General features: G+C 68.4%; 18 protein-coding genes. 9 read left to right on the forward strand and 9 right to left on the reverse strand.

The window, feature by feature from the left end:
* Genes A5678_RS15775 through A5678_RS15785 form a run of 3 tightly spaced genes read right to left on the reverse strand, consistent with a single transcriptional unit; the run spans nucleotide 1 to nucleotide 3,366 of the window.
* Nucleotides 1-1,254 carry an aminodeoxychorismate synthase component I gene (locus tag A5678_RS15775; protein ID WP_068043936.1) on the reverse strand — a complete coding sequence of 418 codons (1,254 nt, stop codon included), beginning with the start codon at nucleotides 1,252-1,254 and terminating at the stop codon, nucleotides 1-3.
* A 28-nt stretch (nucleotides 1,255-1,282) separates the two neighbouring features.
* Nucleotides 1,283-2,194, reverse strand: coding sequence for an RNA polymerase sigma-70 factor (locus A5678_RS15780; protein WP_068043938.1), 912 nt, complete (start codon nucleotides 2,192-2,194; stop codon nucleotides 1,283-1,285).
* Nucleotides 2,191-3,366 (reverse strand): NAD(P)/FAD-dependent oxidoreductase, encoded by a 1,176-nt coding sequence (locus A5678_RS15785; RefSeq protein WP_068043940.1) that lies wholly within the window; start codon nucleotides 3,364-3,366, stop codon nucleotides 2,191-2,193. The genes A5678_RS15780 and A5678_RS15785 overlap by 4 nt, the downstream gene beginning before the upstream one ends.
* Before the next feature lie 311 nt (nucleotides 3,367-3,677).
* Here A5678_RS15785 and A5678_RS15790 point away from each other — a divergent pair, with 311 nt between their 5' ends.
* The 8 genes from A5678_RS15790 (at nucleotide 3,678) to A5678_RS15825 (ending at nucleotide 15,792) form a co-directional block, all read left to right on the forward strand.
* Nucleotides 3,678-5,297, forward strand: a complete 1,620-nt coding sequence (locus tag A5678_RS15790; RefSeq protein ID WP_231983684.1) for a hypothetical protein — start codon at nucleotides 3,678-3,680, stop codon at nucleotides 5,295-5,297.
* 198 nt (nucleotides 5,298-5,495) lie between these two features.
* Entirely contained in the window at nucleotides 5,496-7,358 is a 1,863-nt protein-coding gene (locus A5678_RS15795; protein WP_068044028.1) for a bifunctional diguanylate cyclase/phosphodiesterase, read from the forward strand.
* 10 nt (nucleotides 7,359-7,368) lie between these two features.
* Nucleotides 7,369-9,045 (forward strand): hypothetical protein, encoded by a 1,677-nt coding sequence (locus A5678_RS15800; RefSeq protein WP_068043941.1) that lies wholly within the window; start codon nucleotides 7,369-7,371, stop codon nucleotides 9,043-9,045.
* A gap of 161 nt (nucleotides 9,046-9,206) precedes the next feature.
* On the forward strand, nucleotides 9,207-10,664 hold the full coding sequence (locus tag A5678_RS15805) for a polysaccharide biosynthesis tyrosine autokinase (protein WP_068043944.1): 1,458 nt from the start codon (nucleotides 9,207-9,209) through the stop codon (nucleotides 10,662-10,664).
* On the forward strand, nucleotides 10,661-12,139 hold the full coding sequence (locus A5678_RS15810; RefSeq protein ID WP_068043946.1) for an O-antigen ligase family protein: 1,479 nt from the start codon (nucleotides 10,661-10,663) through the stop codon (nucleotides 12,137-12,139). The genes A5678_RS15805 and A5678_RS15810 overlap by 4 nt, the downstream gene beginning before the upstream one ends.
* Complete coding sequence (locus A5678_RS15815) at nucleotides 12,136-13,149, forward strand: glycosyltransferase family 4 protein (protein ID WP_068043947.1); 1,014 nt, start codon at nucleotides 12,136-12,138, stop codon at nucleotides 13,147-13,149. Before A5678_RS15810 ends, A5678_RS15815 begins: the two co-directional genes overlap by 4 nt.
* A 16-nt stretch (nucleotides 13,150-13,165) precedes the next feature.
* Nucleotides 13,166-14,092 (forward strand): aldo/keto reductase, encoded by a 927-nt coding sequence (locus tag A5678_RS15820; RefSeq protein ID WP_068044030.1) that lies wholly within the window; start codon nucleotides 13,166-13,168, stop codon nucleotides 14,090-14,092.
* Entirely contained in the window at nucleotides 14,089-15,792 is a 1,704-nt protein-coding gene (locus tag A5678_RS15825; protein ID WP_068043950.1) for an FAD-dependent oxidoreductase, read from the forward strand. The genes A5678_RS15820 and A5678_RS15825 overlap by 4 nt, the downstream gene beginning before the upstream one ends.
* A gap of 5 nt (nucleotides 15,793-15,797) precedes the next feature.
* On the opposite strand, the gene A5678_RS15830 is transcribed toward A5678_RS15825, so the two are convergent.
* The gene (locus A5678_RS15830) at nucleotides 15,798-16,841 is read right to left on the reverse strand and encodes a glycosyltransferase family 4 protein (RefSeq protein ID WP_197502160.1); all 1,044 of its coding nucleotides are present in this window, start codon (nucleotides 16,839-16,841) and stop codon (nucleotides 15,798-15,800) included.
* Nucleotides 16,842-16,852: 11 nt separating this feature from the next.
* On the reverse strand, nucleotides 16,853-17,719 hold the full coding sequence (locus A5678_RS15835) for a class I SAM-dependent methyltransferase (RefSeq protein WP_068043953.1): 867 nt from the start codon (nucleotides 17,717-17,719) through the stop codon (nucleotides 16,853-16,855).
* A 145-nt stretch (nucleotides 17,720-17,864) separates the two neighbouring features.
* On the opposite strand from A5678_RS15835, the gene A5678_RS15840 reads away from it, so the two are divergent.
* Nucleotides 17,865-18,731 carry a hypothetical protein gene (locus A5678_RS15840; RefSeq protein ID WP_068043955.1) on the forward strand — a complete coding sequence of 289 codons (867 nt, stop codon included), beginning with the start codon at nucleotides 17,865-17,867 and terminating at the stop codon, nucleotides 18,729-18,731.
* A gap of 35 nt (nucleotides 18,732-18,766) precedes the next feature.
* Here A5678_RS15840 and A5678_RS15845 read toward each other — a convergent pair whose 3' ends face one another.
* The 4 genes from A5678_RS15845 to A5678_RS15860 are packed head-to-tail and all read right to left on the reverse strand — an operon-like array spanning nucleotide 18,767 to nucleotide 24,310.
* Nucleotides 18,767-20,701 carry a glycosyltransferase gene (locus A5678_RS15845; RefSeq protein WP_068043957.1) on the reverse strand — a complete coding sequence of 645 codons (1,935 nt, stop codon included), beginning with the start codon at nucleotides 20,699-20,701 and terminating at the stop codon, nucleotides 18,767-18,769.
* Entirely contained in the window at nucleotides 20,691-22,160 is a 1,470-nt protein-coding gene (locus A5678_RS15850; RefSeq protein ID WP_068043959.1) for an oligosaccharide flippase family protein, read from the reverse strand. The genes A5678_RS15845 and A5678_RS15850 overlap by 11 nt, the downstream gene beginning before the upstream one ends.
* 6 nt (nucleotides 22,161-22,166) lie before the next feature.
* Nucleotides 22,167-23,753 (reverse strand): sugar transferase, encoded by a 1,587-nt coding sequence (locus A5678_RS15855; protein ID WP_068043961.1) that lies wholly within the window; start codon nucleotides 23,751-23,753, stop codon nucleotides 22,167-22,169.
* Entirely contained in the window at nucleotides 23,738-24,310 is a 573-nt protein-coding gene (locus A5678_RS15860) for a dTDP-4-dehydrorhamnose 3,5-epimerase family protein (RefSeq protein ID WP_068043963.1), read from the reverse strand. The genes A5678_RS15855 and A5678_RS15860 overlap by 16 nt, the downstream gene beginning before the upstream one ends.
* Nucleotides 24,311-24,346: the final 36 nt, after the last annotated feature.

Consider the following 24,346-nt stretch of genomic DNA (forward strand, 5'->3'; position numbering starts at 1 on the left):
TCAGCCAGCCGAGAACGCGGCGGCGATGCGTGGCTGCCCGACGATGGGGGACGCCTTGTGCAGGCACTCGGCCCATTCGGCGTCGGGATCGGAGTCGGCGGTGATCCCCCCGCCGACGCCGAGCACGGCGCCGCCGTCGGCGTCGAACTCGACCGTGCGGATGGCGACGTTCAGCTCGCATCCGGCCGCGGGGGAGGCCAAACCTATTGTGCCGCAGTAGATCCCGCGGCGGTGGGGCTCCCATCGGGAGAGCAGTTGACGGGCCCGCTGTTTGGGCGTTCCGGTGACCGAGGCGGGCGGGAAGGCGGCGTCGAGCAGCGCCGACGTCGGCAGCTCCACGGGGACCTGCGCCGACACGGTGGACACCAGGTGCCACACGCCGGGGGCGCGCCGCACCACCAACAATTCGGGCACGGTGACGGTCCCGACCAGCGCCACCCGGCCGAGGTCGTTGCGGACCAGGTCCACGATCATGATGTTTTCGGCCACCTCTTTCGCCGACGCCCGCAGCGCCGACGGCCAGGCGTCCAGCGGCAGGGTGCCTTTGATCGGGCTGGACGTCACGAGCGTGCCGCGCCGCCGCAGGAAGAGTTCCGGGGACAGCGACGCCACCGCGCCCCAGGGCCCGGCGACGTACGCCGCCCGCGCCGGCGCGGTGCGGGCGATGCCGTCGGCGAAGAACTCCAGTGGGGCACCCGTCACCGTCCCGGTGAAGTGCGTGCATACGCACGCCTGGTAGACCTCGCCCGCGCGGATGGCTTCGAGGCAGTTCAGCACCCCGTCGCGGTGAGCCGCCCGGTCGGCGGGCGCCCAGTCGATGCGGCAGTCGCGCTCCGGGGGCGGCGCCGTCGCCAGCGCGGCGGCCAGCCAGTCCGGCATCGGCATGCCGGACAGGCTTTCGTACCACCACTGCCCGTCCCGGTCGCGGCGCAGGACGCAGTCGGTCCAACCGCCCGCGGCCTCGGGGATCCGGCTCGGCCCGCCCTCGGCGCCGGGGTCGGGATAGGAGAGGTAGCCGATCCAGCCGCCGCCCACCGCAGGCGGGTCGACGGTCTGCGTGGCCAGCTGGACCGCGAAGGCCGCGTCGAGATCGACCGGCTGCGCCGCCACGCTCGGGGCGATCACCGCCAGCGCGCCGAACCAGTCGCCGGTCAGCGCGGCCGGCGGCGGCAGCCCGAGGCGTGCCGTGGCGTCGCCCACGGCACGCAGCACCTGGGGTGCGGCGCCAAGGTCGCCGAGCCGGTCGATACGCACCGCCCTAGCTTGACAGAAGGGCGGTCAGCTAGCCCCGGCTGACGTCACGGGAGGTCGCCAGGGCCACCAGTTTGTCCGGGTTGCGCGTCACGTAGAAGTTGGTGATCTTGTCGTCGGCGATCTCCAGCGTGATCACGCCTTCGAGCTGATCGCCGAGGTAGAGCAGCACGGCCGGCGCGCCGTTGCACGTCACCATGTCGACGCGGAACTCGCCGAACTCCGCCGCCTTGCGGATCAGGCCGACGATGGCGCGGGCCACCCGATCGGCGCCCACCACGGGCCGGCGTGCCGCGGACACCTTGCCGCCGCTGTCCGCCGTCCATGTGGCGTCGGGGGCGAGCATGGTCATCAGCGTCTCCACGTCGCCGCTGGCCGCCGTCGCGAGGAACTGGGCGGTGATCTGCGCGTTGCGTTGCGGGTCGGCCGCGTCGAACCTCTTCCGCCGCGCCCGTACGTGTTCGCGTGCCCGGTGCGCCACCTGCCGCACCGTCGGCGCCGGCTTGCCCACCGCCTCGGCGATCTCGCCGTAGTCGAATCCGAAGACTTCGCGCAACACGAACACCGCCCGCTCGTCGGGGCTCAGCGTCTCCAGCAGGACCAGCATCGCCATCGAAATCGATTCCGCCAGAACGACATCGGTGGAGGGATCCTGCTCGTCGAGCAGCAGCGGCTCGGGCAACCACGGCCCCACGTACTCCTCGCGGCGGCGCGCGTCGGCGCGCAGCGCGTTGAGCGCCTGGCGGGTCACCAGCTGGGCCAGGTATGACTTGGTGTCGCGCACCGTCGACAAGTCGACCGCGGCCCACCGCAGATAGCTGTCCTGCAGCACGTCGTCGGCCTCGGTGGCCGAGCCCAGCATCTCGTAGGCGATGGTGAACAGCAGCGGGCGCAGCAGGGTGAACCGTTCCGCGTGCTCACTGCGCGCCGGCGGGCGCGTCATCGCAGTGCGATCTCGGCCGGCGCCGGCGCGGGCCTCTTGCCGCCCTTGAGCCAGAGGTACGACCCGGGCTTGGCGGCCTCGCGCCGGATGGCCCACAGCGTTCCCTTGCAGATGGCCTCTTTGATGGACGCGCCGGTCCGGCCGCCCAGCGCCAGGTTCACCGGGGTGTCGTCGGTGTGCGACAGCTGCACCGTGCCGTAGGTGCGGCCGAGGCTGATGCACTGACCGACGAACGCCTGGCTGAGCAGGGCCGGGGCGGTTCCGGCGATGCGGCTGAGCACGGTGTTGGCGGCTTGCACACCCAACGGCCCGGCGGCCTGGCAGCTCATCCGCAGAGGCTGTCCCGATGGTGCGGCGGCGTCGCCCGCCGCGACGACGTAGGGGTTGTCGACGCTGGTCAGCGTCTCGTCGGTGATCAGCCGGCCTACCGCGTCCGTGCTCAGCCCGCTGCGCGCGGCCAGGTCCGGCACGACGAATCCGGCCGTCCAGATTGTCGCCGCGCTCGGCAGCACGGCGCCGTCGCCAAGCACCACCGCGTCCCAGCGCACCTCGGTCACCATCGCCGATTCCAGCACGTTGACGCCGTAGCCGCGTAGGCGCTTGGCGACCGAACGCCGGCCCCGCTTGCTAAGCGACGGGCCGAGCGCCTCGCCGCACACCAGGGTCACCTGGCGGCCCTGTTCGGCCAGCTCGGCAGCGGTTTCGATGCCGGTCAGCCCGCCGCCGACGACCGTGACGGGCGCGGCCAGCGGCAGGTCGGCGAGCGCGTAGCGCAACCGCTGCGCGCTTTCCAGGTCTGCCACCGCGTACGCGAAGTCGGTGAATCCGGGCACCGTCGCCGGTGTCGCGCCGGTGCTGCCGACCGCGTAGATCAGGTAGTCGTAGTCGAGCTCGGCGCCCGAGGACAGCAGGACGCGCCGCGCGGTGGCCTCGATGCGATCGACGGTGTCGACGACCAATCGGATGCCCTCGCCGAGCAACGTGGAGTAGTCGGCGGTCGCCGCGCCGGTGTCGGCGACCAACTGGTGCAGGCGGATTCGCTCCACGAAGACCGGGCGGGGGTTCACCAGGGTGATGTCGATGTCCGGACGTTGACGTAGATGGTTCGCGGCCAGCGTTCCGGCGTATCCGCCTCCGACCACGACGACATGAATTTTCTGGGCGGCAGTCATTGCTGTCTCCTGTTCTCACGGGCCTGATGCCCTCGAGACACCGCAGGTCCGCAGAGCGTGACAGGCCCGCCCCACATTGTGACGCGTCTCACGGGAGCCACCGCCGCGGCGGGGCCGTGCGGCGTCGGACCCGGGGATGGCCGGGTGGTGCGTGTTACGCTGCGCTACGCCAATTTGACCTGCCCCGCGTCGGATACACGCACCGGATAACCCAGGCAGTATGGGGCCACTTCAGTGTGCATCGGTGTGTGTTGGGAGAAGCGACCGTGAAGACGAGGAAGAGCGCGCTGGCCGCTGTCGTGTGCACGGCAATGGTGCTGAGCGGATGCGGTGGCAAAAGCGATCCGGGCCCACTGTCCGCGATGGTGAGTCCGGCCATCCCGCCCAGCGCTCAGGAGATCCCCAATCCGCTGCGCGGCCAGTACGAAGAAGGCCTGAATCCGCTTTTCCCGCAAGGCAATCCAGCGCAGCAGCGGTACGCCGCCTGGCCCGCTTCGGATGACGCCAGCTTGCGGGTTTCCTGGCGGCAGCTGCAGCCCGTCGACCCGCGCACGCTGCCCCCCGACGCTCCCGACGACCGCAAGTTCGACTTCAGCGTGATCGATGACGCGCTGACGAAGCTCGCCAGCCGAAACATGCGGCTGACCCTTGGCGTCTACGCCTATGAGTCCTGCTGCAACGATTCCTATCCGGACAACACCAACGTCGCGATTCCGGACTGGATCCGCTCCGCGGCCACCAGCTATCCCGCGGCGCCGAGCGGTTCCGGACCAGTTGTGGCACAGGCGGTCCCGAATTGGAACGACGCCGACTACCTGAATGATTTCGGGCAGCTGCTTGCCGCGCTCGGGCGGCGCTATGACGGCGACGAGCGCCTCAGCGTGTTCGAGTTCTCCGGATACGGTGATTACGGGAAGACCAGCCTCGCGTACGTTCGTGACGCGCTCGGTGCGCCCGGGCCGACGCCGGACGACAGCGTGTCGAAGTTGGGCTATTACAGCCAGTTCCGCGATCAAAGCATCACCAAAGCGTCCATCGGGCAACTGGTCGCCGCGAACGTCGGCGCGTTCCCGCATACCCAACTGGTGGTCGCTGCCGAGAATCCCGAGATAGTCCGCGAATTGTTCGCCGACGACGTGACGAAGAAGCTGTCCGCACCGGTCGGCGTCCGCGCGGATTGCCTTGGGGTGCAGTCACCCCTGCCGGAATGGGCCGAGTCCAGCGACTCTCACTATGTGCGGTACGACGACGCCGCGGTCAACGCGATCAAGCAGCGGCTCACCTCGGCGCTGGTGATCAGCCAGTGGTGCCGGCTGCCGAGCGGGACCGACCCGCGGTCGTACTACGAGAAGGCCCTCCATGACGTCGTCAGGTATCACGTCTCGATGACAGCGAGCGCCGACTTCCCCGACCGGGATGCGCCGTCGGCGATGGACCCGAAGCTATATCTCCTCTGGGCCAAGGCGAACACCTCTGCCGGTTACCGCTATTCGGTCGAGGCCAAGCCGGGATCGCAGTCGATCCAGGGCAAGGTGGCGTCCATCTCGGTCGTCTGGACCAACTACGGCTCGGCGGCGGCCACCGAGCGATGGGCACCGGGTTACAAGCTGGTCGATTTCTCGGGAGCGGTGGTCCGCACCATTCCGGCGACGGTCAATCTCAAGACGCTGTCGCACGACGACTCCAGCCAGTCACGCGAGGAGGCGGTTCCGGAATCGTCGACCGAGTCGGTGCACGTCGACGTCACGGGCCTGGCACCCGGGCACTACACGCTGCGCGCGTCCGTGGAATGGCAACAGCACAAGCCGGGCGCCTCACACGTGGTGAACTACGCGCCGATGGCGCTCGCCCGCGACGGGCGGGACGGTTCCGGCCTGTATCCGATCGCCACGCTCGACATTGCCAGCGACGCCTCCGCCAACGGTCAATGACGTCCTCGACGACCGCCTGTTCTCGCCGTCGACCAGCGTTCGCACAAGTTGCTCGTCAGCCCGGATGACGCGGGTAGTGCGTGATACGTTTTTGCTGACCAAAACCGATCGTGACCTGCCCGGGCCAGCGTAAACCCGGGATCCGCCCCGAGACCGTCCCCCGCCCGGCTGGGATGCATGCCCGTATCGGAGGAGACCGTGCCGCGCAGCCTGGACCTGGTTGTCACCTCCGTTGCAGCGCAGCTGATGGAAGCGACGGCAGCCACGGCCCCGTTGGTGAGTCAGAAGGTGCTCGCGCAACTCGTCGAGCAGTTCGACGTGGACGCGAGCTTCTTGCGACACCTCGACCCGCACACCCGGGCCTCGGCGCTGGTTGCCGAGTGGCCGCCCCGAACGGACGCCGCGGGCCCGGATCCGACGGCCTTTGCCCAGCTGGACATCGCGGAGTCGGTCCTTGCGCAGTGCGGGCACGGCCGCAAACCGGTGGTGATCCGGCCGGCTCAGTCCAAGCGCTACTTCCGGCGCCGGCTGGGCCCGGGCAAAGTGCCCGCTTCGCCCTCGGTGGCCGCCGCACCGCTGGTCTCGGGTGAGACGACCACCGGCTTGCTGGGTTTCGTCAAGTTCGGCGCCCGCAAGTGGGAGCAGGACGAGATCAACACTCTCGAGGCCGTCGCTGCGCTGTTCGCGCAGGTGCAAGCGCGCATCGCGGCCGAAGAAAAGCTTCGCTATCTCGCCGAGCACGACGATCTGACCGGCCTCTACAACCGTCGTGCCCTGGTCGCGCACCTGTCCGAACGGCTCTTGGCGGATCGCCCCGGGCCGGTCGCGGTGCTCTACCTCGACCTCGACCGGCTCAAGCCGATCAACGACTACCTGGGCCACACCGCCGGCGACTGGTTCATCCGGGTCTTCGCGCAACGCATCCGGATCTGCGCTCCCAACAGCACCATCGCCCGGCTGGGCGGGGACGAGTTCGTCGTGGTTCCTGACCAGCCGATGACGCCGGAGGCCGCGGAGGCGTTCGCCCGTCGCCTCTCGGCGATGCTGTGCGAGCGCCTGGCCGTCGGCGGCCACGTGATCAGCCGCACCGTCAGCATCGGGCTGGCGGTGGGCGTCCCGGGCCGGGACAACTGCACCGACCTGCTTCGCCGCGCCGACGAGGCGGTGCTGACGGCGAAACGCGGGGGCGGCAACCAGATCGCGGTGTCCACCGATGACATGTCCCTCAAACGCGCGTTCCGCAACGACATTGAGCTGCACTTGCAGGGCGACATCGGCAGCGAAGCGTTGCTGCTGCACTACCTTCCGGAGGTCGACCTGTCGACGGGCGCCATCGTGGGCGCGGAGGCGCTGGTGCGGTGGCGACACCCGATTTGGGGGCTGTTGCTGCCGGACTCGTTCATCGGGATCGCCGAATCGACCAATCTGGCGATGGACTTGGGCCGCTGGGTGCTGCGCACCGCGTGCGCCGAGTTCAGTCGCTGGCAGGCCAGCGGCGTCGGCCGGGAAGCCGTCATCCGGATCAACGTGTCGCCCGTCCAGCTCATCACCCGCGGGTTCGTGCGCGACGTCGCCGCCACCATCGACGGTTTCGGCCTCGACGCCGGCTCGGTGTGCCTGGAGATCACCGAGCGCGCCGTGGTCCACGAGATCGAGACCACTCGAAAAACCCTGGCGGAGCTGAAGGAAGTCGGGGTCCAGCTGGCCATCGACGACTTCGGTACCGGGTACGCGGTGTTGTCGCACCTGAAATCGTTGCCGGTCGACATGCTCAAGATCGACACCGGGTTTGTGCGCGATCTCGGCAATAACGCCGGTGATCTGGCGATCGTTCGCGCCATCATCGGGCTGGCCGAGGCGTTCGGCCTGGAAGTGGTCGCCGAGGGGGTCGAAACACCGGCCGCGGCAATGACATTGATGCAGCACGGGTGTCGCCGGGCACAGGGTTTCCTGTTGTCGCGCCCGGTTCCCGGCGACGCGATGGAAGCGCTGCTGGCCGCGCGGTGGCTGGCGATGCCGTTTTTGGCCGACCTCAAGGCGTTGCCGACGGGCGCCATCTAGCATCGCACCGATGGTCCGAACTTTGAGCAGATGCGCGGCGGTGATCGTCGCCTGCGCGGCGTTGGTGCTGACCGGATGCGGTGGCCACAGCGACCCCGATCCGTTGTCCGCCGTGATCAGCCCCGCCATCCCGCTCAATGTGCAGGAGGTGGCGAATCCGCTGCGCGGACAGTACGAAGACCTGATGATGCCGCTTTTCCCGCAAGGCAATTCCGCGCAGCAGCGGTATCCGGCGTGGCCGGCGTCGTACGACGCCAGCTTGCGGGTGTCGTGGCGGCAGCTGCAGCCCACCGACCCGAACACGCTGCCCGCCGACGCGCCCGACGATCGCAAGTTCGACTTCAGCGTGATCGACGACGCGCTGGCGAAGCTGGAGAGCCGGAACATGCGGCTCACCCTTCGCGTGTTCGCCTACAACTCCTGTTGCGACGCCACCTATGCGAACAACACGAACATCGCCATCCCGGACTGGATGCGCCCCGCGTCCACCAGCTATACGGGGCCGCAACGATACTGGTGGACGCCCGGGGTGGCGCACGTGGTGCCCAACTGGAACGACCCCGCGTACCTGAACGCCTTCGGGCAGCTGCTCGCCGCGCTCGGGCGCCGCTACGACGGCGACGAGCGGCTCAGCGTTTTCGAGTTCTCCGGCTATGGGGACTTCAGCGAGAACCACATCGCCTATCTGCGCGACACGCTGGGCGCACCGGGTCCCCCGCCCGAAGACAGCATCGCAAAGCTGGGCTACTACAGCCAGTTTCGTGATCAGAGCATCACCAAAGCGGCCATCGGACAGCTCGTCGCGGCGAACGTGAACGCGTTCCCGCACACGCAATTGGTGACCACCGCGCTGAATCCCGAGATTGTTCGCGAGCTGCTCGCCGACGACGTCGCCAAGAAGGTGTCCGCGCCGGTGGGCATTCGCTCGGATTGCCTCGGCGTCTATGCGCCGTTGCCCGTGTGGGCGGAGTCGGATGGTTCGTACTACGTGCACACGAAGGATCCGCTCGTCGGCCAACTGAAAGAGCGGTTGGCGTCGGCGTTGGTGATCACCGAATGGTGCCAGTTGCCCGATGGAACCACTCCGCAGTCCTACTACGAAAAGGCCCTGCGCGACGTCGTGAAATACCACGTGTCGATGACGTCGAGTTTCAACTTCCCGGCCGTGGATTCGAAGACCCCGATGGACCCGGCGTTGTATCTGCTGTGGGCGCAAGCCAACGTGTCGGCCGGCTATCGCTACTCCGTGGAAGCGCGGCCGGGGTCGGAATCGTTTCGCGATCGCGTGGCGACCATATCGGTGGTTTGGACCAACTACGGCAGCGGCGGGGCGATCGAGAAGTGGGCACCCAGCTACCGGTTGGTGGATTTCTCCGGCGCGACGGTGCGCACGCTGCCGACAGCCGTGGCGTTGAACAAACTGGTCCCGTCCGGGGAGAGCTCGGGTAACCAACCGGTCCCGGCATCGTTCACCGAATCGGTGCGGGTCGACCTGGCGGGTTTGCCGCCCGGGCACTACACGCTGCGCGCTTCCGTGGATTGGCAACAGCACAAGCCGGACGCGTCGCACGTGGTGAACTATCCGCCCATGCGGCTGGCCCGGCCCGGACGCGACGAATCGGGGGCGTATCCACTCGCAACGCTCGACATTTCGCGCCAGGCCCTGACTTCGGCGCCGCGCCAATGATCGAGGGCGCCAGCAAATGCGTCATCGTGCGGGCGGCAATGCATTGCGATTAGGACGATGCTGCGTGTCGAGTGCTGCATAATGTGCACCTGGGCTTTGCGCGGCGGGTGTAAAGCAAATCAATTCGGCGCCACGTGGCGTCGCCCCAGAGAGGTTAGTGGATGGATTTCCGCACCTTTGTCCGGACTCTGCTCACGCATTGGAAACTCGCTTTGGGGGCGTTGCTGGCGTGCACAATCGGCGCCGCGGCGGTCACGGCATTGCAGACGAAGCATTACCAGTCGACGGCCACCATCCTGATTTCCTTTCCCGGTGCCACCGACCTCACCGAGTTGTACAACGGCACGCTGACCGCGCAGGAACGGTTGTCGTCCTACGCGCAGATCGCCGGCGGCCGCACGGTGGCCGAGCGCGCCGTCAACCAGCTGCAAGCCCCGATGAGCGCGGACGCCCTGGTGACCCAAACCCAGGTGAAATACACCGCCAAATCCCAGCTTTTCACCATCACCGTCAAGGACACCGACCCGAACCGCGCCGCGGCGCTGGCGGGGGCGATGGCCGATCAGTTCGCCGCGCTGGTGCCGACGCTCGGCGCGACCGCCGGTCCGAACGGCCGGCCCGTGCCGGCGGCACCGGGCTCGCGCCCCGACGTCGGCGAGTCGAATCCGCCCGCGGCCCCGCCGTCGGAAGTGCCCGGTCAACCGGCGGCCAAACCCATGCCGGTGGCCAGGGCGCGGGTGGTGGAGGCGCCGCGGGTGCCCGATCACCCCGTGACGCCGGTGCCCGCGCGCAACATGGCGATGGGGTTTGTCGCCGGAATCCTGCTGGCCATCGCGGTGGCGGTGGCCCGCGAGGCCAGCGATCGCACCGTGCGATCTCGGGAGAAGTTGGAAACCCTCTCGGGCCTGCCAACTTTGGCCGAGCTGCCCGGCCGGCGCGGGAACACCCCGCGGTTCGGCGTCGACTCCGCCCTCGACGACGCCGTGCGGGGCTTGCGGGCCCGCCTGCTCAGGGCCGTGGGCCCGGAGGCGCGCCGCGTGCTGGTGGCGGCGCCTTTCGGCGGGGAGGGGACCACGACGACGGCGCTGAACCTGTCGCTGGCGCTGGCCGAAATCGGAGAGGACGTGCTGCTCGTCGAGGGGGATACGCGCCGGCACGTGGTTGCCGGCCTGCTGCGCGTCGAGTCGGGGGAAGGGCTGGCCAATGCGCTGGCCAACCCCGAGATCGCCGCGGAAGCCGTGAAGCCGACGCCGATCGCGAAGCTGTTCATCCTCGCGTCGCGTTCCGCCCGTCGCGAGACCCCGCCCTGTAGCGCGTTTCTGCCGGAGGTGGTCGACAGGGTGCTGCTGGACTTGTCGTCACGTTTCGACCGGATCGTGGTCGACGGACCGCCGGTGCTGGCGACGCCGGACAGCGGCCTGCTGGCCGGCGCCGTGTCGGCCACGGTGCTGGTGGTGCGGGCGCGCCGGACCACCGTCGACGAGCTCAACGACGCGCTGACCGCCCTGCGCTCGGCCGGTGCTCAGGTGGTCGGCACCGTGCTGACCGACGCCCGGCCGTCCCTGCACATCAGGGCCGCGGCCAAGACCTATCGGACGAAGGTCAGCGGGCCGGCGTGATTCCCTACCTGCCCGGTCGCCCTCGCCTGGCAGTAGACGGCGTCCTGTTGACGATATTCCTGTTCGGCTGCTTCGTCTTTGGCGTGCTCGCCGTGCGCCGGACCACCGAGGGAGTGTTGCTGATCGCCGCGACGTTCTGCCTGGTCGTCTACTGGGTGAAGCGCGAGGGGCTGGCGGGGGTGACGCTGTTTCTGGCGTTCGCGGCGCTGCCCGAAGGATTGCACATCGGCAAAGTGATTGGGCCGGTGGCGATCTACGCGTACCAGGTGGCCGCGGTGCTGGCGATCTGCTACCTCATCCCGATCGTCAGGCCGCGGTTCAAGGATTTCCTGCTGCCGGGGATGTTCGTGTTGACGGTCGTGTACTTCACCGTGGTCGGGTTCCAGATGGGACATGACGCAACGATGGTGCTACACGAATCGACGACCTTGATCGAGATGGTCATCGGGTTCGTGCTGGCGCTGCTGATCGTGTACGGCGGCTACCTGAAGTTCTGCATGCGCGTGCTGGTCGTGACGCTGTGGTTCTCGGCGGCCATGGCGATCTTCAGTTCGTTGCATGCCATCCGGCTGGCCGGCCGGGCCGAAAGCCTGGAGGGCGCGACGGGCGCCGGCCAAGCCCTCCGCATCGTCCTGTCCACCCAAACGCCGGCCACCGCCGCGCTCACCGCGCTGGTCGCCGCGTCGATCATCGGTCGCGTCCGACCCATGACGTACCTCGCCTTCGGGCCGCCGGCGCTGGTCATTTCGCTGCTGGCTTTCTCGCGGAACACGCTGATCGCCGTGGCGGTGGGCGCGAGCGTCGCCTTCTTCGCCAACTTCGGCTGGCGGGCCCTGCGCCGTTCGGCCATCGTCGCCGCGGTCAGCGCGGGCGTGGTCGCGCTCATATTGCCGGGATCGCTTTTCCTGCTGCAGCATTCGGAGGCGGGTTCGTGGCTCAGCGATCAGTTCACCGCCTTCAACCAGCGGGTGTTCGGCGGGGTTTCGGCCAGCGCGCTCGCCACCGACGAATCGACGCTGGACCGGCTGCGGGAAGTCGCCCGACTCAACGCCGCGATCGCGCAGGCGCCGGTGTTCGGCCACGGCCTGGGCTACGCCTACCAGCTGCCGTCCGGCAACGACCCGAAGGCCTTCGCGTGGACGCTGGGCCCCACCTACTCCCACCTCTTCTACCAATGGTGGCTGGCCAAGGCCGGCGCCGTGGGCATGGCGGCGTTCGCGTGGATCGCGTTGACACCGATTGTCCGGGCGCTGCGCTGCGCGACGGCGCCGGCGAAGATCAGCGCGGCGGTCTGCGCCGGTCTGCTCGCGATATCCGCCGTCTGGCCGCTGCCCGAAATGCCCATGGACGCACTGGCATTGGGCCTTGCCCTCGGAACGGCCATGGGATTTGCCGGCCTAGGCCGCAGGGACTCCGAAGCGGACCGCGCGGACGCCAATTCCTCGCCGGCCCTGGCCGCCGCCGGCGGACAATGATTGCGGTCACTCACGTCGGTCCCGACATGTACAGCTTCGGCGGGACCCAGTCGGTGATTCGAGTCATCCGCGACAACAGGATCGGCGCCGACGAGATCCGCGTGCTGTCGACGTGGAAGGGGCGCCACCACGCCAGGAACCTGTTGCTCACCGCGCGCGCGGGCGCGGCGCTGGCCCGGACCCCGCGCGGGAGCGTCGTGCACTTCCATATGTCGAACGGCGGCGCCTGGTTGCGCGAAGGTCCGCTGATCCGCCTCGCACGGGCGCGAGGTTTCCGGGTCGTCGTCACCATCCACGGCTCCGACTTTCCGCAATTCTCCCGGTCGCACCCCCGTTTCGTGGGCTCCATCCTGAGCAAGGCGGACCATCTCATCGTCTTGTCGGACGAAGCCCGTGCCGCCGTGAGATGGGTTGCGCCCGCGGTGCCGGTGTCGATCGTGGCCAACCCGATCGGCATCGATCGGGACGCGCCCGGGGCCGGCTCGACGCCGCCCGTGGTGCTTTTCGCGGGCACCATCGGCCGCCGCAAGGGTGTCGACACGCTGGTGGCGGCCTGGCGGCTGCTGCTGGCCGAGGGCATCGAAGGGTGCTGCCGCATAGTCGGTCTCGTCGACGACTACACGCCGCCGCCAACGGAGCGCCTCACCGTCGAGCCCCCGGTGCATCCGGACCGGGTCCGGGACCTGCTCCGGTCGGTCCGGGTGGTGACGCTGCCGTCGTGCGCCGAGGCAATGCCGATGATCCTGACCGAGGCACTCGCCGGCGGACGACCGTTCGTGGCGACCCCCGTCGGCGGTACACGGGAGATCGCCCCGGACCCGGGCATGCTCGTCCCCGTGGGTGACGCGCCGGCGCTGGCGGCGGCGATCGGCCGGTACTTGCGCGACCCGGAGCTGGCCGAGCGTGACGGGCGGCGCGGTCAGGAACACATCGCGGCGACACGCAGCCCGCAGATCATCGACGCGCAGCTGCGCCGGATTTACGAGGGCTGCGGTGTTGATGCAGGTTGAGCTCGAAGGACCGCAGTTGAGGGTGAGCGCGGTGGGCTTCGGATGCGGCGGTTTGATGCAGTCGCCGTCCCGCCGGGAACGCATGGCCGTGCTGGGCGCCGCGCTGGACAGCGGCATCACCCACTTCGACGCCGCACGGATGTATGGGCTGGGAAGGGCGGAGACGGAACTGGGGGTGTTCCTGCGAACCGTCCCGCGCGACGCCGTCACCGTCGCAACCAAGTTCGGCATCGACATCGGTGGGGTGGCCCGGCGGCTCGGTCGGTTTCAGGGTCCGGCGCGGGCACTGCTGCGCAAGGCGCCGGCGCTGCGGCGCGCGGTCAAGCGGCAGCAGGCGGCACCCGCGGTCGCGCGAGTGTATGACGCGGCCACCGCGGCCCGCAGCCTCGACGAGAGTCTCGCGGCGCTGGGCGTCGACTACGTGGACATCCTGTTCGTTCACGGCCCACGACCGGGGGACACCGTGGCCAGCGGTGAACTTCGCGAATTCTTCGAACGCGCCCGCCGGCAGGGCAAGATACGCGCGTGGGGCGTCTCGCAGGACGAGGGTCTTGACACGGATTTCGCCGCATCCTTCGCCCCGGAAGGGGTCAGCCAGGTGCGCGCCGACTTGCTCCATCCGCCGCCGCGCCCAGCGGATCTCGCATTCGGCGTGCTGCAAAGGTCGCACGCGGCGCTTTCGAACGCGTTGCGGGCTGACGCGGAGTTGGCGGAACGCTGGCGCCAGGCCCTCCAGCTCGACCCGCTGGCGCCCGGGGCGCTGCCCAGGCTCATCCTCGGGTCTTCGGCCGTCGGAACGGATTGCCGCGCAATCCTTTACAGCACCACCGACCCACGCCGGGTCCCGGAAGCGGCCCGCGCGGTCTGGGCGCCGCCGGACGGGGAGACGCTGGCGCGGTTCCTCGCCCTGGTGGCGGAGGTGCGCGGGGGTGCTGTCGCGTGATTCATGGCCCCCGGGAGTTCGCCCCGAACATGACGATCCGGACCGACGTCGTAATCGTCGGGGCCGGCGCGATCGGCATTGCGACGGCGCTGGAACTCGCGCGATCCGGCATCCAGGTGGCGTTGATCGAGAGCGGACTGGAACGCAAAGACGCGGCGGCCCAGGACTTGTCGGCGCTGGATTCCCGGCAGGACGACGATCTCCATGCGCGCAGCGACCTCATGATCCGCCGACAGGTGGGCGGGACGACGGCGCTCTGGGGAGGCCGCTGCGTCAAGTTCGACCCCATCGATTTCGAGGACCGCCCGCTCACCGCCCAGGCGCCGTGGCCGATCCGGTACGAGGACGTCGAGCCGTACCTGCAGCGCGCCTGTGATTGGGCGGCGTGCGGTCGGGCGGCATTCAACGCGCGCGAAATTCCGGAGCTCGCGCACCGAGACCTCGTCGCAGGGCTGCCCGACGGTGATGTGCGCACAACCGATCTCGAGCGCTGGGCCCTGCCGACGCGCTTCGGCCGCGAATACCGGACCGCGCTGCGGGACACCCCTTCCCTTGCCGTGTGGACCGGCCTCACCTGCACCGAGATCGTGACGGCCCCCGACGGTGGCTCCGTTGACCACCTCGTGGTCAAGACGCTAGACGGCCGCCAGGGGAATGTGGTCGCCGCGGACTACGTCATCGCGACCGGCGGCCTGGAGGCGACCCGCCTGCTGCTCGCCTCCGACCGCCACCATCCCGCGGGGCTGGGAAACGCGGGCGGCCACCTTGGGCGCTGGTACATGTCGCACGTCGAAGGCCGGGTGGCGCGGGTGCGGTTCGCCACCGACCGGGTCAGCTACGCCTACGAGCGGGACGGCGACGGGGTGTACGTGCGCCGGCGCTTCACCCTCGATCCGCACCTGCAGCGCGACGCCCGGTTGCCGAACACCGCTGTGTGGCTGGTCAATCCGCCGATCGGCGACCCGCGGCATGGCAGCGGGATCTTGTCCGGCGTCTATCTCACGCTGATCTCTCCGGCTGGCCGGTTCCTGCTCGCGGAGGCCATTCGTGCCAAGCACACCCAGACCGACGGTTCGCCGCAGATCCTCGCGCACCTGCGCAACATCGTGCGAGACCTGTTCGGTTCGATCCGGTTTGCGATCACGTTCTCCTATGCCCGTTTTCTCCGCAGGGGCCGCAAGGCGCCGGGCTTTTTCGTCAAGAGCGCGGACAACCGGTACCTGCTGCACTACCACGGCGAGCATCTTCCGCACTGGGAGAGCCGGGTCGAGCTCGCCGACGACCGCGACGCCCTGGGCATGCCAAGGATCCGCACCCATATCCACTTCTCCGACACCGACTACCAAAGCGTCCGCACCGCCATCACCGCGATCGATGAACACCTTCGCCGCCATGGTGCCGGACATGTGGAGTGGCTGACCGACGATGTCGAGGGTGCCGTGCGCGAGTTCCTGGTCGGGCACGCCGGCTACCACCAGGCCGGAACCACGCGCATGTCGCACACTCCCGACGGCGGCGTCGTCGACCCGCACCTGCAGGTTCACGGCGTGCGCGGCCTGTACGTCGCGAGCACATCGGTCCTGCCGACTTCGAGCCAGGCCAACCCGACGCTGCTGGGCATTGCGCTGGGTGTCCGGCTCGCCGAACGCCTCAAGAAGGCTCGAATGACCTGTGAGGGCTTGGATTTCAGGACCACTTGAGCAAGTCAGCGCCGGCCGGCCAGCACCTCGGCGATGACCTCCAAGAAGCGCTCCGCCACGATGTCGACGTCGCAGTGCTGCGCGTAATAGCGCGCCGCCTCGGCGCCGAGCTGCGCCGCGACGGACGGGTCGGCCAATAGGTCGAAGGCGGCGGCGAGTCCGGACACATCGTCGACACCGATCGGGGGGCAACCGGGTGGCTGGTATTCGGGCAGGCCGCCGGCCGTTGAGACGATCGGCATCACACCCAGCTGCTCCGAGAGCACTTGAACACCGCTTTGGGTCGCGCGGCGGTAATGGGAGACCGAACCTTTCGCCGCGGCCAGTGCCGGAATGACGTCGGCGTAGCGGTAGCTGCCGTTGCGCCAGCGCGTGTGCTTGGGCAGAACCCCGGCGTCCAGTGGCCCGTCACCGATGAGCACCAGGTTGTCACCGCGCCAGCCGCCGCCGACGATGTGGCGCTGCCACGCCTCGAGCACGACGTCGACGTTCTTATAGGGATTGAGCCGGCCGAACATGACGAAGTCGCGGCGTCCTTCGGGCCCCACGAATGGTGGAATCCGTTGCGGATCAATATCACTGGCGAGAGGGACGACGTACACGGGCGTCCCGGCGACGTCCCGACGCGCGGCGACGGCCGCCGCAACGTACTCGCTGTAGGTGATCGTGGCCGCCGAGCGGGCGCCCCACCGGTCGAATACCGCGCGTTCGTAGGACGGGACCTGTTCGCCGGGGTCGTGCGGCCGGTCGTCATGCACCACCTGGATGCGGGGAACGCTCCCGGCCAATGCGATCCAGCGGGGATCGCGGACGATCTCGGCGATCACGACGTCGGGTCGAAACTCGCGGATTCGGCGCCACGCCTTGGCGGTTGGAAGCCAAGTCGCGGCGGTTTTGAATCGCGGGTCGAGCACCAGTTCGTAGGCGCGGGCGGCGTCCGACTCCGGGTGCCGGTCGGACGTCACCAGCAACACGTCGGCGCCGCGCCGCAGCAGGCCCTCGGCCTGCACGCGCACCGCCGGCCGCGTCCACGGCGAAAGCCAAAGCACCCGGGGCGATTTCATTGGCCGTTGTCAGCCTGCAGGAAGACGTCGGCGTCGGTCCACATCCGGGTCTGAAGCGCGCGTCGTGGCAGGCCCTCGAGGAGGCCGGTGATGTGGGGCGAGGCCAGCAGCCGCCAGGCCAGCGGATTGAGTTTCGCCCGGGTCCAAATGTGCAGGCCCATGCCCCCGAGCTGCCACCACCGCGTCTTGGAGGTGTGGAACCGCATGCCGAACTGCTTTCCGATGAGCGCCAACGTCGATTTCTGATAGAAGGTGATGTGCTGGCCGGTGGCAAAGGCGTAGTACATCCATTCCTCTGGAGGCGGCGGCCGGCGGTCGAAGAGTTCGGTCGTAAAAACGACGGTGTCGGTGCCCGTGGTCTCCAGCAATTCGGCAACGAATCCGACCGGGTCGGCGAGATGCTCCATCACTTCGAAGGCGGTGACGACCGTGTACGGCGGGCCGGGGCCCGCGTCCGCCTCGAAGCCTTGCGCGGTGAGGTTGGGGGAGTGTTTGTCGGACCAGTAGTAGTCGAAGCCGACGTCGCGCATCAGGCGGGTGAACACGCCATAGCCCCCGGCCGCGTCGAGAAACCGGCCGCGCCGATCGAAGAGGAAGTACAGCAGCACCGACATTGCCCGTGCAAGATACTGATTGCGCCACAGCACGGTGGTGTCCGCCGCCGCGATGGGGCTCGCGTAGGCCTCTTCCAACCAATACGGTTCCTCGGTCTGCAGGCCGCCGCAGTTGTCGCACAAGTAGTACTTGCAGTCGTATTTGGTGAGGACTTTGTGAGTGAACGCCAGACTGGTGCTCGAATTGCAGATGCGGCACAGCACGCCTATCGAATCCTCCCGAGCATGTCCCGCGCCTTGAGCAAACATCGGGACAATGGAGAACCTACGGCACCTTCAACGCCAGGGGCAAGCAATTGGGGCCGGAATTTCGACACGGACCGGCGTTGTGCAGCAGCGCTATTCACCGAATGCCGGGGATAGTCAGCCGGGGCCGTGATAGCTTTAGTCTCCAATGGCCAGAAGCGCTACCCCGCCGCCGAAAGAGACGCTCCGGCAGAAGGTCCGGCGCATTCTCGGCAGTGAAACGCGGGACCAGCTCAAGGATCTGATCCTTTTCGATCATTCCCGGTCGCTGAAGGCGAGCCATCCCAACCCGCTCAACCGGGCGGGCAAGAAGTGTTTTTCCGCGACCGACGAGGACGGAATAACGCTGGAGATCCTGCGCCGGATCGGCCGGCTCGACGACGGCGTGTTCGCTGAGTTCGGCGTCGGTGACGGGACGGAGAACAACACGCTGATCCTGGCCGCCCTGGGCTGGAAAGGCTTCTGGGTCGGCGGGCAGGACCTGGCTGTGGCCGTCGAGGACCATCCGCGGTTCGCCTACGAGAAGGCGTGGATAACGGCGGACAATATCGTTGCGCTGAGCCGGTCCTGCCTGCAGAGGATCGACGCCACCGGAGTCGACGTGGTCTCCCTCGACCTGGACGGCAACGACATCTACCTGGTCGAGAAACTCTTGGCCGATGGCATTCGGCCCAAGCTGTTCATCGTCGAATACAACGGGAAATTCCCGCCGCCGGTGAAGTTTCAGATCGACTACGACCCCGATCACGTGTGGCAGTCCGACGACTATTTCGGGGCTTCGTTGAGCAGTTATGCCGCGCTGTTCGGCCGCTTCGACTACCGCCTGGTCTGCTGCAATTCCCACTCCGGTTCCGACGCCTTCTTCATCGACTCCGCGCTTTCCGAGCACTTCGCCGATGTGCCGACGGACATCGCGCAGATTTACGTCGAACCGAGGTACTTCCTCTACAGCGGGTTCGGGCAGCACAAGACGTCCCCCCGCACCGTGGCCAGGATTCTCCGATATCAGCGGTAGCGCCTGCCGCGAGAGTCATTGCCTGCGGCAAGTATTCACAGCACCGCGTTGATCGCGTCGAGGTAGGCGTCGGTCATCGCCTCGACGGTGTAGTGCTTGCGCATCCGCTCGAAGCCGCGTCTCCCGACCGACGGCAGCGCGGCCGGGTCCGCCAGGATCCGGGCCAGGCTCTCCCGCCATCCCGCCACCGACACGGGCTCGACCAGGAAGCCCGCCCTGCCGAAGTCGAGCATTTCCGGCACAGCGCAAATCGCCGACGCCGCAACGGGAACCGCGCGGGCCATCGCCTCGAGAATCACCAACGGGAACGCCTCGGACCGGCTCGGGACGCACAGCAGGTCCGCATCCGCCAGCGCGGGCCCGGGGCCGGCCGACCATCCCCGCCACTGGACCCGATCGCGCAAGCGCGCCGGCGTAAGCGCCTGCAGCCTCTCGCGATCCGGGCCGTCACCGAAAATCGAGAGCCGCCATGGCATGTTCGGGAGGTCGCCGAGCGCCTCGATCAGCAGGTGGGGGTTTTTGTGCTCGACGATGCGCGAGAGCATGACCAGATGCAGCGGCTCACCGGCGGTTCGGACCCGGGTGGCCGGGTCGCCGGCCAGGGCGACGCCGTTGGGCGCGACGAAGTGCCGTCCCGACAGCGGATGCTGGGCGACCAGCATGTCCCAATGCCGCTGGGCCAAAACGATGAAACCGTCGGCGCGGCGCATGGCGGCGGTCAGCGGCCGTGAGTAGATGGGCCGGTCCTCCTCGGGTGGGACATGCGGAGCCACCAACCAGCGCCGGCCGGGCGCGCGCGCACGCCACAGCGTGGCGAAGCCGGCCTCCGTGTTGGTGTCGGCGGTGATGAGCACCGCCGGGCCTGCGGGGATATCGACGGCGGGCGCCCACCAGGGCTGGCGCACCACCCGTACGGTGTCCGGGATCTCGGAGATCATTGGCCCGAACCGTTGCACGCAGACGATGGTGACCGAGTAGCCCCGGCGATCCAACTCCGTTGCCAGCAACGCCTTTTGCCGCTCGGCGCCACCGTAGACCAGGCGGTTGGTGGTGATCACGATCGCGGGCAGATCCGTGCGGCGGCCGGCGTGAGCGGTCCGCCCCGGCCGCCCCAGCAGTGTGGTGCCGGCCAGATAGGCGTCGGCGTGGTGCACGTTGTGTTGATGCTCGAGCAGCAGCGCGGTGTCGCCTCGCGCCAGATCCCGCTTGCGGCGGCGTGCGGCCGGGGTGTCCCGGTCGTCGTCGAGGCCGGTGCGGTCGACGCCGAGTTCGTCGGCCAGCAGCATCCGCCAGCCCGCCGCCCGGGCGCGGGCCTGCCAGTCGGCCGCCGCGCCGAAGCCGCGAAACTCTTCGTCGAAGCCGCCGACGGTGTTCCACGCCGCGCGGTTGATCGCCAGGCAGGCGGCGCCCAAAGCGCCGCCGACGGCTCGCGATTCGGCGGGACGGCGCGCGTAACGGAGTGCGATCGGCGAGCCGCGTCGCGCGGGCGGGTAGCCCGCGGCCAGCTCGCGAATCAGGGTTTGACGTCGTGTCGCCATGTCCCACGGGGCCCAGCCGGGTGCGGTGTCGTCCCGCGCCAGCGGCGCGACCGCGGCCACGCCGGGCCGGCGCAGCAAATCGCGGGTGCGGGTCAACGGTCCCAGCAGGCGGCCTTTGGCGTCGAGCAGCAGCAGATCGGCGTCGCTCGCGGCGTGCTCCACCAGCACGTTAAAGGCCTCGGCGAAACCGACTTTCGCCGTTCCGGACACCCAGCGGACTCCCGGGTGCCGGGTGGCCAGTTCCGGACGGTCGCTGCAGTAGACGTAGACCGGCGACTCGGGAATCTGCTCGGCGGCACCCGCAAGGCACCTCTCGAGCGCGTCGTCTCCGCAGTCGGCCACGATCAGCACGGCAAGCGGCCTGCTGGGCGGCAGCGCGGATGCGCCGCCGACCGGGGCCTTCAGGTATTGCCGGTCCAGTTCACGCTTCATGCGCCAGCCGATTTCGGCGCAAGGAGGCCAAGTCCGACCAGCGCAGCGGGCCGGCTACCGCGCTGGTGGCCAGGTAGACAACTGCGGCCACCGCCAGGACGAGAACCACGTGGTCACCCCTCAGCAGCAGCGTCACCGCGACACTCGCCCCCGTCGGGATCAGCACCCGCAGCAAGAACATCACCGGCGTACGGTAACCGCAGTGCCGGCGCAGCCACCAGCTGCTGATCACCATGTTGAAGAACTCCGTGCACACCAGCGCGATTCCGGGCCCGACGGCGCCGAACCGCCCGGCTAGGGCGACGTTGAGCGCGACGTTGAGCGCGAGGGTGGCGATCGTCAGCCAGAACAAGATCCGCTGGTGATGGCTGGCGACCAAACCCTGCCCCAGGGTGCCGCTGACGAATCGCAGGGCCGCCGCGACGAACAGCAAGGCCAGTGTCGGCGTCCCGCGCGCGACGAACGCCTTGTCGCCGAACAACCCGATCAGCGGCCCGGCCAGCAGCGCGCCGACAACCGCGACCGGGACCGCCACGAAGTACATCAGTTCCACGCTGCGACGCAGGAATCCGGCGAACGCGGCGACGTCCCGCGAGAACAGCTCGGTGGCCGTCGACAGGGTCGACTTGAGGAAGACCAGCGACACCACGATGGTGTTGAACGCGATCGTGAAGGCCAACCCGTACACGCCCACCTCGGAGTGGGTGCTCAGCAGCGACAGGATCACGCCGTCGGCGCGGCAGTACAGGAGTCCGACGACCAGAAACCCCATCAGCGGCAGGCTTTCCCGCAACAGGTCGGCGGCCTCCCGGGGCGCGAAGACCGGGCGCACCGAAATGTGCCGCATCGCCGCGCTGCCCTGGATCACCAACTGCAGGGCGGGCGGAATCAGTTGCGCGACAGCGAACCAGATGACGTCGGCCCGCGCCGCGACCAGGCAGGCGACCATGGCCAGCGCGGCCAGGCGGCCGGCGACATCGGAGATGGCCACAGCTGAGAACCGGACGGTGGCCAGAAAGACCGGCTCGAACCGGGTCGTCATGGTCTGCATCAGCAGCGCGCCGGACAGCACGACGAGCATCACTCGGACGTCGGCGTCGTGATAGATGAGCAGCCCCGACCCGGCCGCCAACAACGCCAGCGGAACGCAATAGATCAGGGCCATGCCGCTGTTGACGCGCACCAGACGCTCGAGGTCGCCCTGGCCGGAGGTCACGCGGCGCACGATCACGGTCGCGATGCCGAGATCGGCCAGGCTGGTCCACACGGCGATGAAGAGCACCGCGATGGACAGCTGGCCGTAGCGACCCGGACCCAGGTAGCGCGCCGTCATCGCCACCGAGACCACGGAGGCCAGCATCCCGAGCGCGCGGCAGATCAGTTGAATCGAGAACGCGTGAGCCATCCGCGAGAGCGGCACCGACGGGACGACCGCACCAGGCGTCGTCGGCTCAGTCATGACTCCCTAGTATGCGCCGTGACTGGTGAGAACGGCCTTCATCGTCTTCGCGATGATCATCAGATCACCCGACATCGACCAGTTGTCGACGTATGAGAGGTCCAACCGCACCGACTCTTCCCAGGACAGGTCGGAGCGGCCGCTCACTTGCCACAGTCCGCTGACGCCGGGCTTCACCAGCAGCCGCCGTTTCACGTCGCCGTCGTAGTTTTCGACTTCTCGCCGCAGCGGGGGGCGTGGCCCGACCACGCTCATGTCCCCCTTGAGCACGTTGATGAATTGCGGCAGCTCATCGATGCTGAACCTGCGCAATATCCTGCCGACCGGCGTGACCCGCGGGTCTTGGCGCATCTTGAACAGCATGCCGCCGGCGCCTTCGTTCAGTGCCAACAGGTCCTCGAGTTGGGTGTCGGCACCGTCGGTCATCGTGCGGAACTTCAGCATCGTGAAGGGCTGGCCATCGATGCCGATCCGTTCGGACAGGTAGAACACCGGGCCCTTGCTGGTGAGCTTGATGGCGATAGCGGCCGCGACGAGGATGGGCGCCGTCCCGATGAGGGCCACCAGCGAGAACAGGAAATCGAAGACCTGCTTCTGAAAGCGTTGCGTCCCTTCGTATTGCGGCTTCTCGACATGCAGCAGAGGCATGCCGGCCGTGGGGCGCAGGGTCAACCGCGTCTCCGCGACGTCCATCACCCCGGGCGACACGACGACGTCGACGTCCATCGTCTCCAGCTGCCACATCAGCTCTCGGATCCCGTGCATGCCAAAGTGATCCGTCTGCGTGACCGCCACGGTGTCGGCGCCGCAGCGCTGAATCGCGGCGACGGCGTCGGCGACGTCACCGAGTATCGGCACCGCGCGGCCACCGATCGTGAGGGTGTTCCTGCGCGGTGGCCCGTAGCCCGGGATGCACACACCGGCCACGACGTAGCCGTCCATCGGGTTCCGCGCCAGTTCGTGGGCGAGGTGGGAAACCGCCTGCCGGTCCCCGATCGCCAAAACCGTCGTCTGGCATCGGCCGTTCGCGCGCATCTGACGGATGTGCTTGCGCCACAGGCTACGGCTTCCCAGCAGGCCGATGGTGCCGACCGGAAGCGCGATCGCGAGATATCCGCGGGCCAGGTCGACCTTGGCGAGCAGCGTGACCATCGCGATGATTCCGAACGTCCAGAAGGACGCGCTGCCGATCCGCCGATACTCGTCGATGCCGGCACCGATGACTCGCGTTGAGCGCGTTTGGAATACCGCCAGCGATGACAGCCACAGCGTCGCGAACAGGAATGACAACATCGTCATTACGACGTCCGAGTAACCCGAGGTGTTGGCGATTTCGCCGAATCGGACGTACTGCGCGAGCAGCACCGACGCGCACACGATCACGGTGTCGCTGATGCGCAGATGCTGCGAATACTGTTGCTGCCAGCGCCGGACGGCATTCCCAGCGGGGGCGGGGGCCGGAGCGGCGGTGACCGGCAAAGCGCTGGCTCGCGGGCGAGGCAACGCCGTCATGCCGGCCGCTTTCCGCTTCTGCGGTCTGGGTTCGGTGTGCACGACGTCCACCAATTCCTGGGTCATCAACGACTTAGACATGACGCTGCACTCTCGATCGGCGTGAGGCTCGGGGTTCGCGAGGGCCAACTGGCGTCCCGCTCGGAGATGACCGTGACCGGCAGCGGCCACACGATGCCGAATTCCGGGTCGTTCCAGTGGAATCCCTGCTCGTCGGACGGCGCGGGCTGCCCGCTCACCTGGTAGCTGACCTCGGTGTTGTCGATCAGGGTTTGGAAGCCGTGCGCGACAAACGGCGGCAAGAACAGCGCCCGGTAGTTGTCCGCAGTCAACTCGACCATCACATGGTCGCCGTACGTCTGCGACCCGGGGCGGATGTCCACGGCAACGGCGGCGATGGCGCCGCGGGTGCAGCGGACCAGTTGGGTTTGGGCGTAGGGCGGCACCCGATGGTGCAGACCCCGCACGGTGCCACGGGTGTAGTTGAAGAAGATATTCGTCTGGGCGACATCGAAAGTCAGCCCGCGGCTGGCGAATTCGTCGGCACAGAAGGAACGGGAAGAGAAGCCTCGGTGGTCGCGTTGCGGTTCGAGGTCAATGATCGTCACGCCGGCGACCAGGGTGGGCGTGTACTTCACTTACCGCTCCTTCCGTGACGCGTGCTTGGTCGGTTC

Origin of the sequence: Mycobacterium sp. E2733 (assembly GCF_001667585.1) — a bacterium.
GTDB lineage: Bacteria > Actinomycetota > Actinomycetes > Mycobacteriales > Mycobacteriaceae > Mycobacterium.

What these genes read in the sequence shown, in the direction of transcription:
- A5678_RS15780 (WP_068043938.1), bottom strand. Translation starts at nt 2,194, where the DNA reads ATGACGCGCCCGCCGGCGCGCAGTGAGCACGCGGAACGGTTCACCCTG.
- A5678_RS15785 (WP_068043940.1), bottom strand. Translation starts at nt 3,366, where the DNA reads ATGACTGCCGCCCAGAAAATTCATGTCGTCGTGGTCGGAGGCGGATAC.
- A5678_RS15790 (WP_231983684.1), top strand. Translation starts at nt 3,678, where the DNA reads ATGGTGCTGAGCGGATGCGGTGGCAAAAGCGATCCGGGCCCACTGTCC.
- A5678_RS15800 (WP_068043941.1), top strand. Translation starts at nt 7,369, where the DNA reads ATGGTCCGAACTTTGAGCAGATGCGCGGCGGTGATCGTCGCCTGCGCG.
- A5678_RS15805 (WP_068043944.1), top strand. Translation starts at nt 9,207, where the DNA reads ATGGATTTCCGCACCTTTGTCCGGACTCTGCTCACGCATTGGAAACTC.
- A5678_RS15815 (WP_068043947.1), top strand. Translation starts at nt 12,136, where the DNA reads ATGATTGCGGTCACTCACGTCGGTCCCGACATGTACAGCTTCGGCGGG.
- A5678_RS15835 (WP_068043953.1), bottom strand. Translation starts at nt 17,719, where the DNA reads ATGTTTGCTCAAGGCGCGGGACATGCTCGGGAGGATTCGATAGGCGTG.
- A5678_RS15840 (WP_068043955.1), top strand. Translation starts at nt 17,865, where the DNA reads ATGGCCAGAAGCGCTACCCCGCCGCCGAAAGAGACGCTCCGGCAGAAG.
- A5678_RS15845 (WP_068043957.1), bottom strand. Translation starts at nt 20,701, where the DNA reads ATGAAGCGTGAACTGGACCGGCAATACCTGAAGGCCCCGGTCGGCGGC.
- A5678_RS15850 (WP_068043959.1), bottom strand. Translation starts at nt 22,160, where the DNA reads ATGACTGAGCCGACGACGCCTGGTGCGGTCGTCCCGTCGGTGCCGCTC.
- A5678_RS15855 (WP_068043961.1), bottom strand. Translation starts at nt 23,753, where the DNA reads ATGTCTAAGTCGTTGATGACCCAGGAATTGGTGGACGTCGTGCACACC.